Raw genomic sequence first — 13,388 nt, 5'->3', positions numbered from 1 at the left:
TTCAGTTCGATGCGGGGGATTCGGACGGGGGAGTAGTGCGCAGCCGGGTGACCAGCGGATACAGCTTGCAGCCGAGGCAGATGCCGAACGCGGCGTTCAGGAAGGCCGCGAACAGGGCGAACCCGGCGAACAACGCGCCCACGGCGGTGGCGCCGAACAGGAAGCCCAGCAGGCTCACCGCGGCGAATACGAAACCGAGCAGCTGGGCGAATCGTAGCGGCGCGGTCGGTTCGGTCTCGGTGACCGGGCCCACGCGCGGTGCGACGAATTGTGCGTAGATCAGGCCGTACGGGTGGCGGCGCGGGCCGAGCCAGGCGCCCAGCGCGAACACCAGCGTCTGCACGGCGATCAGTACCCCGGCAGCGGCCGGAGCGAATGCGGCGAGCAACAGCACCAGGATCAGGACGCCGGTGGTCACCCAGGCCACGAAACGAGGACCGCGGACATCGACCGGGCTGTCGACTGTGGTGGTAGTGGACATGAAGGAAACTCCTGCGCTCGAACTTTTCGGCGGATTCGGCCGGTTCTCCGGGGGAATGAAATCGCTCGCGCGGAAGAACCGTGGTCGGCGTCAGGAAAACGAGACCCGACCGCTCAGCGGCACAGGCAGCAACAACCACCGAGGCGGCACAGATCGACTGTGCGGCGACGGGTGAGCATCAGCTCGCGGTGGTTTTGCACAGCGGAGAGTCTACCCAATCCCGGCCGATCGCGAGCGGGTAGGGGGTGATCGGCTGGTCAGGGGCCTTACGCGGCGGGTTTCGTAATGGTGGTCCGGCCGCCCGTCCCCGGTCCCGGATCGAGGGACCGTAGCGACCGATACCGCGCAGCGGTTCTCCGTGGATCGGTGCCCGTCGAGCACTTTCCGTGTTGCGAGCGAATCCGAGCCGGGCAGCGTGCACCCTTGCGCGACCTTCGTTCTCCTCCGAATAGTCCACATCCGTGGTCGGGGCCCGCCCCGGTTCTGGAGCGACGAAGCGAAGGAGCGCAGCGACTGAGCGCAGGAGTGAAGAACCGGGGTTAATAGGGCCCCGCCCCGCCCCGCCGAAGGCGGGGCAATAAACACAGCTCAGCCGGCTGCCGATCCCGCCGCGAGCGGGCTCAGCGCACTGCGCAGATCACTGGTCTTGGGAACGCCGGAGATCCGGAACCGCTCCCGGCCCTCGGCGTCGAATACGAAGGTGGTCGGCAGCGACAGCACGTTCAGGGCCCTGGCCAATGCCGGGTCGGCGTCGATATCGACCTCGATATCACGCGGCGGCTGGGGTGAATCGGCCAGGTCACGAGTGGCATCGGCGACAACCCGGCGCACAGCCGAGCACGGGCCGCACCAGTCGGCGGAGAAATGCAGTACCGCCGGCCCGGATCCGGTCACACCGGCGGCGACGAGCAGATCGTCGCGCGTACCGTTATCGCGGTCCAGCGTGACCGGCGCGGACCGCACCGCGCCTTCCCGTCGACGCAGGTACAGGCCGACGGCCAGCCCGGCCAGCAGCATTACCGCCAGAATGGTGATCTCGATCATGGGCGCCGCAATCTGTTCAAATCGATCGTCACATCTCTACCCCGGCCCTCGACCACGATATGGCCGCCCAGGGCGGTGACCTCGGTGGGTCGTATACCGAAAGGAAGCTCTTTCGTATCGATGGTACGGGTGAACATCGCCAGCACCGCTGGGATATCGGCTTCGTCGACCACCGGCTGGGACGGGACCGGCGAGATCTCCTCGGAATACAGACCTGTGGCCACGATCCGCACCTGATCGCCGTCGAGGAGCAGATCGGCCGCGACACTCACCCGTTCCCCGGCGAAACTCGCCCCCTGTTGCCCGCTCGGGGCCGAGGGCAGGGTTCCGGTCAGCACGAGTGCACCCGCTGTGGTCATACCCGATCCGCCCGATCCGCCGGTGCCGTCGGATTTGTCCGCCGGGCGTGAATGGACCTCCAGATCGGGTATACCGAAAAGGCGGCCGAGCTCGGTCGGCGCGACCCGCATCCGGACGTCGACCTGCTCCACCGGCACGCTGCGCACCCGGCCGTCGACCAGATCGCCCAGCGGGAGGTCCATCCCCAGGAGCGTGGCCTCCAGGCCGATCTCACCGGGGATATCGGGCCGGACACTGTCGGCCTTGATCTCGATGTTGTCGTAGCGGCCGTCGAGTGCCTGCCCCACGAACGGGAAACCGTGGAAGGTGACCTCCGGGTCGGCACTGAGCTCGGCGCCCACCTTCAGCGATCGCGATACGCGGTACTCCGAATATGCGGCCGCACCGAAATCGACGACCACTGCCAGTCCCGCCAGGCACAGCAGTCCGATGATCAGCTTCCGCATGGCATGCACCCTAGTGGACGCCGACCAGGGCCCTCCTCGGGTCTGTGCGCAAAACAGTCGGGGTCCGCCCTGGTTCTGGAGCGACGAAGCGCTGCGACCGGTCGTGTGTAGTCGGCCGTCGATTGGTCGGCGGCTGTTGAGCACTTGCAGTGCTGTGGCCCTCCTCGGGTGATCCTGGTGCGCTCCCGTGCGTGCCTTGCGTCTACTCCGGATGGTCGGCCTCAGTGGTCGGGGCCTGCCGCGGTTCTGGAGCGACGAGCGCTGCGACCGGTTGTGTGTAGTCGGCCGTCGATTGGTCGGCGGCTGTTGAGCACTTGCAGTGCTGTGGCCCTCCTCGGGTGATCCTGGTGCGCTCCCGTGCGTGCCTTGCGTCTACTCCGGATGGTCGGCCTCAGTGGTCGGGGCCCGCCCCGGTTCTGGAGCGACGAAGCGAAGGAGCGCAGCGACTGAGCGCAGGAGTGAAGAACCGGGGTTAATAGGGCCCCGACCCCGCCCCGCCGAAGGCGGGGCAAATAAACACAGCTCGACGCGCTAATCTTGCAGCGATTGCATTATGGATGAGCGACGTGGCGACGGCGACGAAGCTGGCTTTCGCGTAGCTACGAGATGGGAGGAGTGCTTGTGGAGCTGCTCCTGCTGACCTCCGACCCCGACCCCGATTCGGTTCTGCCCTCGCTGTCGCTGCTCGCGCACAATGTGCGTCCCGCGCCGACCGAGGTGGCGTCGTTGCTCGAGGCGGGTACCGCTGATATCGCGCTGGTGGACGCTCGCACGGATCTGGCTGCCGCCCGGGGGCTGTGCCGTCTGCTCGGCAGCACGGGGTCCTCGGTCCCCGTGGTGGCCGTACTCACCGAGGGCGGTCTGGTCGCGGTGAACGCCGATTGGGGTCTCGACGATATTCTGCTGCCCAGCACCGGCCCGGCGGAACTGGACGCCCGACTCCGCCTGCTGGTGGGCCGTACCGGCGGGTCGGCCAGCGCGGAGAACGCCGGGAAGATCACTCTCGGCGAGCTGGTGATCGATGAGGGCACCTACACGGCACGGCTGCGCGGCCGCCCGCTCGACCTGACCTATAAGGAATTCGAGCTGCTGAAGTACCTCGCCCAGCACGCGGGCCGGGTCTTCACCCGCGCGCAGTTGCTGCAGGAGGTGTGGGGTTATGACTTCTTCGGCGGTACCCGGACCGTCGATGTGCACGTCCGGCGCCTGCGCGCGAAGCTGGGCAGCGAGTACGAATCGCTGATCGGCACGGTTCGCAATGTCGGTTACAAGGCGGTCCGTCCCGCCCGTTCGTCGAACAAGAACGATCCCGACGCCCGGTCCGCCAACGGTGACAAGGACGAGGCCGGAGAGGATTCGATGGCACCGGTCAACGGCACCGTCCAGTGAGCCCGGCCGATATGGGTGAGTACGAACTCCAGTGGCACGAGTTGCCCTCTTCCGGTCACGCGGACCGGGTGAGCGCCCTGCTCGACGCCGCCACCGCTACCGACGGTGTGGCGCCGGTTTCCGAACAGGCCGTGCTGAGTCTGCGTCGGGAAACCTCGGCCCGCCACCTGCTGGCCGTGGCGGGCGACGAGGTGGCCGGGTATGTGAATCTCACGCCGGCGCACGGCGAGCACCCCGCGATGGCGGAAGCCGTGGTGGCGCCGAAGTGGCGCGGTCGCGGTATCGGCGGTGATCTGGTGGCCGCGGCGCTGGCGGCCGGTGGGCCCGGCACACAGATCTGGGCGCACGGGAAGCTGCCGGCCGCCGGGGCGGTGGCCCGGCGATTGGGATTGGCCGCGGCGCGGGAGCTCTGGCAGATGCGGCGGGCATTGGCAACTCCCGAGCTACCGGAGGTCGAGGTGCCTGCCGGTCTCGTTGTCCGCACCTACAGTGGTCCGGCCGATGACGCCGAGCTCCTGCGGGTCAACAACGCGGCCTTCGATTGGCACCCCGAGCAGGGCGGCTGGTCCGATGCCGAACTCGAGGCGCGCCGCGCGGAGTCGTGGTTCGATCCGGCCGGACTCTTCCTGGCGTTCGATGCGCGGCAGCCGCAACGGTTGCTCGGATTCCACTGGACCAAGGTCCACCACGACGAGGATCCCCCCGCCGGCGAGGTGTACGTGGTCGGTATCGACCCGGACGCCCAGGGGCGCGGGCTCGGCCGGCTGCTCACCCTGATCGGTTTGCGCCATCTGCGGGAGGCGGGCCTGGGGGAAGTCCTGCTGTACACCGAGGCGGACAATACGGCGGCGGTCCGCACCTATCGCGGGCTGGGTTTCGCTCCGGCGCATATCGATATCGCCTACTCGCTACCGGCCTGAGATGGAAGGGCGTCCGGCGGTTACCGTCCGGTGCACAGCGCCTGCTCCCCGGTGTGGGAATGCCGCATCGCGGTATGTGTGGAGTAACGGCGCGGCAAACATCACACATAACGGACGTGTTAGCGCCGCCCTGTTCACCTTCCGTTCACTTGCCCTGGTCCAGCTGTCCACCGACGCGCCCTAGGTTGATTCTGGGCGGCAGTAGATCGCCTGGTGTGCAAGTTCCCCCGCGAACGGCCGCACCACCACACGCGCCCGGGCCGGTGAGGGACCGGGCGAGTAGGACGTCCGGAGGACTGGAGTGAAGTTCAAGCGCAGCAGCGCCCTCGTCGGTGTGATCGCGGCCGTGACCCTGCCGCTGGCCGCCTGCGGCAGCGACGACAATGCGTCCGCCACCGGTGTCGAGGCCAATGCCGACGTCACCTGCGGTGGCAAGGAGGCGCTCAAAGCGAGCGGTTCGTCGGCGCAGAAGAACGCCGTGGAGCGTTTCACCGCCGCCTTCGAGACCAACTGCGACGGCCAGACCCTCAACTACACCTCGAGCGGTTCCGGCGCGGGTGTCAAGGAATTCCTCGGCGGCCAGACCGATTTCGCCGGTAGCGACTCCCCGCTCAGCGAGAAGAAGGGCGAGCCCGCCGCGGCCGCCGAGCGCTGTGCGTCCCCCGCGTGGAACCTGCCGACCGTGTTCGGCCCGATCGCCATCACCTACAACATCGACGGCGTCACCGACCTCGCACTCGACGGCCCGACCCTGGCCAAGATCTTCAACGGTGCCGTCAAGACCTGGGACGCTCCCGAGATCAAGGCGCTCAACGAGGGCAAGCAGCTGCCCGCCGAGCCGATCAAGGTCGTCTACCGGTCCGACGAGTCCGGCACCACCGACAACTTCCAGCTGTACCTGGACGCCGCTTCCGAAGGCGCGTGGGGCAAGGGTGCGGGCAAGGTCTTCAACGGTGGCGTCGGTGAGGGCACCCAGGGCAACGAGGGCACCTCGGCCGCGGTGAAGAACACGAAGAACTCCATCTCCTACAACGAGTGGTCGTTCGCCAAATCGCAGAACCTGTCGGTGACCCGGGTCGTCACCTCCGCCGGACCCGAACCGGTCGAGTTGAACTCCGAGACCGCCGCCAAGGCGATCAACGGTGTGAAGATCAAGGGCGAGGGCAACGACCTGGTGCTCGACACCTCGTCGTTCTACAAGCCGACCGAGAGCGGCGCCTACCCGATCATCCTGCCGACCTATGAGATCGTGTGCTCGAAGTACGCCGACGGGGCGACCGCGACCGCTGTCAAGGCATTCCTGACCTCCGCCGTCACCAACGGCCAGGACGGTTTGGCGGACAACGGTTACGTGCCGATCCCGGAGGAGTTCAAGACCAAGCTGACCACGGCGATCAACGCCATCTCCTGATAGCGCGAATATGACAGTCAACCCAGAGGTAGCGGCCGCGGACTCGTCAGCAGTGACGGGTCCGCGGAAGGCCGGAGACACTGCATCCATGTCGAGCGACCCCAAGAGAACGCCGTCGCGCAACAGTGGCGGCAACAGCCCGCGAGCCGAACTGATCTTCAAATCGCTGGCGACCGCCGCGGCCGCGATCATCGTGGCATCGATCGCGCTGATCGCGCTGTTCCTGCTGATCCGTGCGATGCCTTCGCTCCGGGCTGACGAGGTGAACTTCTTCACCAGTGCGGAGTTCAACACCGGCGATGCGGACAATCTCCGCTTCGGTATTCGTGACCTGTTCATGGTGACGGTGTTGAGCTCCGCTTTCGCGCTGGTCATCGCGGTGCCGATCGGTGTCGGCATCGCGTTGTTCCTCACCCGCTACGCACCGAAGCGGCTGGCCCGCCCGTTCTCCATGCTGACCGATCTGCTGGCCGCGGTGCCCTCGATCGTGTACGGCCTGTGGGGTCTGCTGGTGCTGGCGGAGTATCTGAAACCGCTGCAGGAGTTCCTCAACGGGAATCTCGGCTGGTTCTTCCTGTTCTCCGACGGCAATGTCTCGATCGGCGGCGGTGGCACGATCTTCACCGCCGGTGTGGTGCTGGCGGTGATGATCCTGCCGATCATCACCTCGGTATCGCGTGAGGTTTTCGCACTGACCCCGCTGGCGCATATCGAAGCCGCCCAGGCGCTCGGCGCGACCAAATGGGAAGTCGTGCGGATGACCGTCCTGCCCTACGGCCGCAGCGGTGTGATCGCCGGTTCGATGCTGGGTCTCGGCCGCGCACTCGGTGAGACAATCGCGGTCCTGCTCATCCTGAAGATCTCGTCGACCCCCGGAACCTGGTCGCTGTTCGACGGCGGGTTCACCTTCGCGTCCAAGATCGCCTCGGCCGCCGCCGAATTCAGCGCACCGCTGCCGACCGGCGCATATATCGCGGCGGGCTTCGTGCTCTTCGCGCTGACCTTCGTCGTCAACGCGCTGGCCCGGCTCGCGGCAGGCGGAAAGGTGAACGGCTGATGACCACCACGACCAGCCTCGACAAGCCGATCAAGGCGCCCACCTTCCGGGACGTGAGCACGGCTCGCAAGATCAAGAACAACCTCGCCACCGTGGTGTTCGCACTGTGCTTCCTCATTGCGCTCATCCCACTGGGCTGGGTGCTGTGGATGGTCGTCAGCAACGGTATCGGTGTCGTCCTGTCGCTCGACTGGTGGCAGAACTCGCAGAAGGGCGTGCTGCCCGACCAGTCCGGCGGCGGTGTGTACCACGCGATCTACGGCACCATCGTGCAGTCGGCGGTGGCCGCGGTCATCGCCGTACCGCTCGGCATCATGGCCGCGGTGTACCTGATCGAGTACGGCACCGGCCGGTTCGCCAAGGTGACCACCTTCATGGTCGATATCCTGGCCGGCGTTCCCTCGATCGTCGCGGCCCTGTTCATCTTCGCGCTGTGGATCGCGACCCTGGGATTCCCGCAGAGTTCGTTCGCCGTGGCGCTGGCCCTGGTGCTGCTGATGCTTCCGGTGGTCGTGCGCAATACCGAGGAGATGCTCAAGCTCGTCCCGGACGAATTGCGTGAGGCCTCCTACGCGCTCGGCATCCCGAAGTGGAAGACGATCGTGAAGATCGTCATCCCGACTGCCCTGCCCGGCATGATCTCCGGGATCCTGCTCGCGCTGGCGCGCGTGATGGGCGAGACGGCCCCGGTGCTGGTGCTGGTCGGCTACAGCAAGGCGATCAACATGAACATCTTCGACGGCAATATGGCCTCGTTGCCGCTGCTGATCTTCCAGGAACTCAAGAGCGCCGAGGACGCGGGCCGGCAGCGGGTGTGGGGTGCCGCGCTGACCTTGATCCTCATGATCGCGGTGCTCTACCTGGCGGCCGCGGCTGTCAACAAGCTCCTCACGCGGAACCGATAAGGGCGGAAACGGAATAACTGATGGCCAAGCGGATCGACATCAAAGACCTGAACATCTTCTACGGCAAGTTCCACGCCGTGGCCGATGTCTCGCTCAACGTCTTGCCGCGCAGTGTGACCGCCTTCATCGGCCCGTCCGGTTGCGGTAAATCCACTGTGCTGCGGTCGCTGAACCGGATGCACGAGGTGACCCCGAGCGCCAGCGTCTCCGGCGCCGTCATGCTCGACGGCGAGGACATCTACGCCTCGCAGGTGGATCCGGTCGGCGTACGCCGCACCATCGGCATGGTGTTCCAGCGGCCGAACCCGTTCCCCACCATGTCCATTCGCGACAATGTGGTGGCCGGTCTCAAACTGCAGGGTGTGCGCAACAAGGGCGAACTCGACGAGGTCGCCGAACGCTCGCTGCGCGGCGCGAACCTGTGGAACGAGGTGAAGGATCGCCTGGACAAGCCCGGTGGCGGCCTTTCCGGCGGTCAGCAGCAGCGTCTGTGCATCGCGCGCGCCATCGCGGTCTCCCCGGATGTGCTGCTGATGGACGAGCCCTGTTCGGCGCTCGACCCGATCTCCACCCTGGCGATCGAGGATCTGATCACCGAATTGAAGAAGGAATACACCATCGTCATCGTCACCCACAATATGCAGCAGGCGGCGCGGGTGAGCGATAAGACCGGTTTCTTCAACCTCGAGGCCCAGGGCAAACCGGGCCGGCTCGTCGAAATCGACGATACCGAGAAGATCTTCTCCAACCCGGGAGAAAAGGCCACCGAGGATTACATCTCCGGCCGTTTCGGCTGACAGTACGGTAAACAAAAGGCCCGCCCCTGTCGGTGCGGGCCTTTTTCATCGGATCCGGAATGCTCTACTGGTTCCAGACGCTGTTCTCGAATTTCCAGTCCGAGCAGCCTTGACCGTCCACGCACAGTTTCAGGCCGACCTGCAAGATACGCGCCGGTCCCGCGGCGAAGATCTGGTCGTGCGCGGGCTTGTCGCTACCGAAATTGATCGTCCGGTTCCCGCCATCCTTCATGCCGAATGTCGCCTGGGCTTCGAAACTGCAGTGGGCATCGGTATTGTCGTTCCGGCCCGTCTTCACGTACCACTGGATGCCGTACCCGTCCATGGGCACACCGCCCAAGTGCACCACATCCGCTGACCAGACACAGCTGCCGAGCTGCTGGGTGACGACCGGGGTGGCCGCCGCGGTGCCGGCGGTTCCCATGACCAGCGCGGTAGCGGAGGCGGCGACGGCGAGGCCGGACAGCACTGATTTACGTGATTTGCGCATTGCTTTTCCTTCTGGGGTTCGTCTGTTCGAATGTGCAGACTCCGTTGCCGCGGAGTCCGGCAGTCGAGCTCTGCCTGCGAACAGGCAGAGCTGATCGAGCCACCGAGGCTCGATTCCTCGTGGTTGTGGTTTCCGGTATTTGAACGACTACGGCATTCCCGCCACAGACGGCGTGCTCATCGGTGCGATTCCCGTTTCCGGAAAGCTACGGTCGACAGTTTTCCTTCCTCGAACGGCTGCACTCCGATTTCTCGGACCGCCCCCGCAGGCCATACGAAGCCGTCCTTGTCGAAATTTTCGCTGACATAGTATTCGACGGTCCGTCAGGTACTCCGGTTCCACGAATTTCTGTGAATTTCGCCGATCCCGCTCACCGGACACAAAAATGCGGGACCGGTCGGACCGGTCCCGCTGTTCGTCGTATTCCGAATTATCCGATCAGGACTCGGTGTCCTCGTCGGCGGGCAGTACGCCGGTCACCAGGAAGATCACCCGGCGGCCGATCTCGACCGCGTGATCGGCGAAACGCTCGTAGTAGCGGCCCAGCAGCGTCACATCGACGGCCGCGGCCACGCCGTACTTCCACTCCCGGTCCATCAGCAGTGTGAACAGATGGCGATGCAGATCGTCCATCGCCTCGTCGTCCTGGTTCAGCTGGGCCGCCCGCTCGGGATCACGGGTGTCGAGCACCTCCTGCGCACCGTTGCCCATGCTGACCGCGATCCGGCCCATCTCGGCGAAATAGCCGTTCACCGCCTCGGGCAGGGCGTGGTTGGGATGCCGGCGCCGCGCCACCTTGGCCACGTGCAGCGCCAGGGTGCCCATCCGGTTCACATCGTTGACGATCTGGATCGCGCTGACCACCTGCCGCAGGTCACCCGCGACGGGGGCCTGCAGGGCCAGCAGCGCGAACGACTTCTCCTCGGCATCGGCGATCATCTCGGCGATGCGATCGCCCTCACCGATCACCTGCTCGGCGAGGGGAAGGTCGGCCTGGAGCAGAGCTTGCGTGGCACGATCCATGGCCGAACCGGCGATACCGGCCATCTCGCCCAACAGGTGGGCGAGATCGGCCATTTGCTCGTTGTAGATGACACGCATGAAACAGACAGTAGTTGGCAGCGCTGACCAAGTCACCAAACAAGCGGTGAATGGGTGGTGCCGAACGCTCGAGTCACTGTCCTCACGCTTGATGTGCCGAGTACTTGCAGGTCACGGGGAAGCGCGGTGCTCGAGTCTACGAGCTCAGGCCACGACGAAAACTCCCGTGTGGCCTGCAGGCAGGGGCACACGGGAGTCGATCAACGAATCGGGCCGGTCAGCCGACTCCGATCAGTAGATCCAGAAGAGCCAGGTGTCGTTGCCGTGCATATCGCCCTTGGGGCGGAACTCGCACGCGGGGCTCACATTGGAACCGTTCGCCTGCATCTCCGATCGTTCTTGCTCGCAGTCTGCAGGCGAACGGTGCATGTGCCACCTCGGTGCTGCATGGGCCGGTCCCGCGAACAGAGCCAAGGCGGCCACCACAGCAGAAGCTCCGAAGACAAATTTGCGCACCACTGAAATCCCCTCCCATGATGTCGATCGACCGATATCGACCGACTGAATCGACGCTAACACTCCGAGGGGAGTGGTTCAACGGAAATTATTGTGCCGGAGTACGACTCGGCGTCGGGCTCATGGGACCGGGCGGTGCAGTTGCGTACCGGAGCCACCCTGCGACCTGCGTGCCGCAGCGAACCCGACAGGTCGGCGACCGGGTACCGACTCACGAACACCCGGTAGCTGCTGGGTCAGGATGCACAGGGGTCGTCTGCGGCGTTGACGTGTTCGAGGTCGCTGGGCAATTCGACCGGGGCGGTGCTCGCGGCCGGTACGTCCGTGATGGGGCTGCCGACCGGGGTGGGCTCGTTCACCGTCTGCTGGAAGTTCTCACCCAGGACCAGCTCGACGATGCTGTCCAGTGACTCGTCGAGCTCCATGGTTGCCCCCGGAACGGCACTGGCCACCGTGGCCGCTTCGGCCTCGTGGCCGGGCGAGTATCGGACCTTGGTCTCGGCGGAGTTGCCCTCGGTGTAGTTGTCGGTGTTGTAGATACCGAAGCCGACATTGGCCAGTTGACTGGCGGTCTGATTGGCCAGACCGGTGATACCGGAACCGTTGTAGACCAACAGCGACAGTGTGCTGGGATCGACCGCTGTCAGCGTGGGCGGGATCGGCGCCTCCAAAGTCGGCGGCGGTGCGGGCGCGGTCTTCTCCCCGGGCAGCGGCTGATCGTCGCGAATGGCCCGGAAGATCGCCTGGATGTCGGCGGTGCGGGGGATCTCGTTGCCATAGGAGTTGGTACCCGCAGTGGGGACGGTCAGGAAGGTGACCGCTCCGGATTCCAGATCCTGCAGCGAACGGCCCAGCATGAGCAGATCGTTGGCTTCTACCTTGTGGACGAACGTCGCCTTCCTGAACGCGTCGATGAATCCGTTCAACCTGCCCGGATCCAGCAGCATCCTGCCCGCAAGGGCTCCGCGCAGCAGCGACGCGAGGAACTTCTGCTGCCGGTTGATCCGGTCGTAGTCGCTGCGCTCTTCGCCGTAGACATGGCGTGCGCGCACATAGTTCAGTGCGGTCTTGCCGTCGATGCGATGGCGGCCGGCCTCCGGGATGATCGTGCCGAGCACGCTGTCCTCGAGCGGTTGGGAGACACACACCTCGACGCCGTCGAGCTTGTCCACCATCTGCTCGAAACCGGCGAAATCGATTCCGATGAAATGGTTGATCGTACTACCGGTCAGCCGCTGGATAGTGGACACCAGGCAGCGGGGGCCACCCAGGTTGTATACGGCGTTGAGTTTGTCGCCCATCGCCGAGTCGTAGACCTCGTCTGTGTAGCCCGGCTTCTCGTTGTCCCAGCCGTTGCATTCGGGCCGGGTCACATCCAGGTCCCGTGGGAAGGACATCACGACCACCCGCGACCGGTCCTTCGGGATGTGCACCAGCATCGTGGTGTCGGCGCGAGCACCTTCGGCGTCTTCCACGGTGCCCGCGCCCACATCGCCGTTGGCTCCGGCTCGAGTGTCGGTGCCGACGATCAGATAGTTCTCGTCGCCGAGCTGGGCGTCGGCATCGATCACATTGTCGTCGTTCTCGGCGAGCGCCGAGACCTGGGTGAACCCATTGCTCGTCGCGCGTAAGTAGCTCCAGCCACCACCGGTGATCAGTAGCGCCATCACGGAGAAGAAGGCCACGGCGGTGCGGCCCGCGATGCGCAGACGCCTGTTGCGCCGGCTTTCGGGGGTCTGCCGCCGTTTCGGCTTGCCGACGGTTTCCGGGGCGGCCGGCCCGGAGGTCGGCCAACCGGCGGTATCAGTCCGGCCGCTGATCCGGGCACCGTTCTCGTCGAGGGGATCGAGAACATCGGTGACCGATTCCGGGGGCTCGGCGGCCATTGCCGCGGCCGCTTTCGCGGTTTTACCACGCCGGAGTGTGCCAGGTGGTTGCCGGGAGCGTTTGGGTGCCGCTTCGCTAACCGGTCGCGGGCCGTTTCGGGCCGGGTCGGATTGCTGTGGAACGACTGTGGTCGGGTCACCCGATTCGCCGGGTGACGCGGCGGGGCGTTGCCCGGTCGGCGGACGCTTCGACGGGTCGGGTGCGGACTTCGGTGGCGGTGGTACCGCGGCCCGGTTGCCGGTCGGTGGACGGGAGGTGTTCGGGCCGGGTGGCATCTCGCCTGGCCGCCCGGGCGGGCGAACTGGTCCTGACTGATCCGGGCCGGGACGCTGTGGGGGAGCGGGCGGCTGATTGCGGGCAGCGGGTTGCTGCGGCCGATCGGGGCGCCGTGGGGCCGGCCCCACGGGCCGGCCGCCGGCCGGCCCGGGCGGCGCTGCCGGCGTCGAGCCGGTGGGCGGGCGGCCCGGCGCGGGTGCGACCGGACGTTGCGGCGGGGCGGGCGGGCGGTTGGGCCGTGCGGCGGGTGGCCCCTCGGGACCCAGCTGTTCCGGCCGGGGGCGCTGCTCGGCACGGGGCCGCGGTCCGGGACCCGGCGGCCGCGGTGCGCGTTCTGGAGGCGGGCCGTCCGGTGCGCCGTGGCGGGG

12 protein-coding genes are annotated in these 13,388 nt (G+C 66.2%); 6 read left to right on the top strand and 6 right to left on the bottom strand.

The annotated features are described in order from the left end of the window. Position 1 precedes the first annotated feature (1 nt). The 3 genes from IEY68_RS19960 to IEY68_RS19950 all read right to left on the bottom strand — a co-directional run bounded on the left by IEY68_RS19960 (position 2) and on the right by IEY68_RS19950 (position 2,331). Positions 2-481, bottom strand: a complete 480-nt coding sequence (locus IEY68_RS19960; protein WP_058853218.1) for a DUF4395 domain-containing protein — start codon at positions 479-481, stop codon at positions 2-4. A 588-nt stretch (positions 482-1,069) separates the two neighbouring features. Then, positions 1,070-1,525 (bottom strand): thioredoxin family protein, encoded by a 456-nt coding sequence (locus IEY68_RS19955; RefSeq protein ID WP_058853217.1) that lies wholly within the window; start codon positions 1,523-1,525, stop codon positions 1,070-1,072. Next, positions 1,522-2,331 (bottom strand): LmeA family phospholipid-binding protein, encoded by an 810-nt coding sequence (locus tag IEY68_RS19950; protein WP_058853216.1) that lies wholly within the window; start codon positions 2,329-2,331, stop codon positions 1,522-1,524. The genes IEY68_RS19955 and IEY68_RS19950 overlap by 4 nt, the downstream gene beginning before the upstream one ends. A 621-nt stretch (positions 2,332-2,952) precedes the next feature. Between IEY68_RS19950 and IEY68_RS19945 the strand changes: the two genes are divergently transcribed. The 6 genes from IEY68_RS19945 to pstB all read left to right on the top strand — a co-directional run bounded on the left by IEY68_RS19945 (position 2,953) and on the right by pstB (position 8,810). Further along, positions 2,953-3,720: a winged helix-turn-helix transcriptional regulator gene (locus IEY68_RS19945; RefSeq protein ID WP_058852959.1), complete on the top strand. Its 768-nt coding sequence runs from the start codon at positions 2,953-2,955 to the stop codon at positions 3,718-3,720. A gap of 11 nt (positions 3,721-3,731) precedes the next feature. After that, positions 3,732-4,640 carry a mycothiol synthase gene (gene mshD / locus IEY68_RS19940; RefSeq protein ID WP_058852960.1) on the top strand — a complete coding sequence of 303 codons (909 nt, stop codon included), beginning with the start codon at positions 3,732-3,734 and terminating at the stop codon, positions 4,638-4,640. A gap of 301 nt (positions 4,641-4,941) precedes the next feature. Next, positions 4,942-6,051 carry a phosphate ABC transporter substrate-binding protein PstS gene (gene pstS / locus IEY68_RS19935; RefSeq protein WP_058852958.1) on the top strand — a complete coding sequence of 370 codons (1,110 nt, stop codon included), beginning with the start codon at positions 4,942-4,944 and terminating at the stop codon, positions 6,049-6,051. Between the two features lie 88 nt (positions 6,052-6,139). Then, a complete protein-coding gene (gene pstC / locus IEY68_RS19930; RefSeq protein ID WP_058852957.1) occupies positions 6,140-7,108 on the top strand; it encodes a phosphate ABC transporter permease subunit PstC in 969 nt (322 codons plus the stop codon). Beyond that, complete coding sequence (gene pstA / locus IEY68_RS19925; protein ID WP_058852956.1) at positions 7,108-8,013, top strand: phosphate ABC transporter permease PstA; 906 nt, start codon at positions 7,108-7,110, stop codon at positions 8,011-8,013. The genes pstC and pstA overlap by 1 nt, the downstream gene beginning before the upstream one ends. Positions 8,014-8,033: 20 nt before the next feature. Then, positions 8,034-8,810 (top strand): phosphate ABC transporter ATP-binding protein PstB, encoded by a 777-nt coding sequence (gene pstB, locus IEY68_RS19920; protein ID WP_058852955.1) that lies wholly within the window; start codon positions 8,034-8,036, stop codon positions 8,808-8,810. A 64-nt stretch (positions 8,811-8,874) separates the two neighbouring features. Here the strand turns inward: pstB and IEY68_RS19915 are convergent, their stop codons facing one another. The 3 genes from IEY68_RS19915 to IEY68_RS19905 form a co-directional block, all read right to left on the bottom strand. After that, positions 8,875-9,300, bottom strand: coding sequence for a hypothetical protein (locus IEY68_RS19915; RefSeq protein WP_058852954.1), 426 nt, complete (start codon positions 9,298-9,300; stop codon positions 8,875-8,877). A gap of 438 nt (positions 9,301-9,738) precedes the next feature. Next, on the bottom strand, positions 9,739-10,401 hold the full coding sequence (phoU, locus tag IEY68_RS19910) for a phosphate signaling complex protein PhoU (RefSeq protein ID WP_058852953.1): 663 nt from the start codon (positions 10,399-10,401) through the stop codon (positions 9,739-9,741). A gap of 692 nt (positions 10,402-11,093) precedes the next feature. After that, entirely contained in the window at positions 11,094-12,743 is a 1,650-nt protein-coding gene (locus IEY68_RS19905; protein ID WP_229718878.1) for an LCP family protein, read from the bottom strand. Positions 12,744-13,388 lie beyond the last annotated feature (645 nt).

The organism is Nocardia jinanensis (assembly GCF_014645735.1).
GTDB lineage: Bacteria > Actinomycetota > Actinomycetes > Mycobacteriales > Mycobacteriaceae > Nocardia > Nocardia jinanensis.
This window is presented reverse-complemented; position numbering and strand designations above follow the sequence as displayed.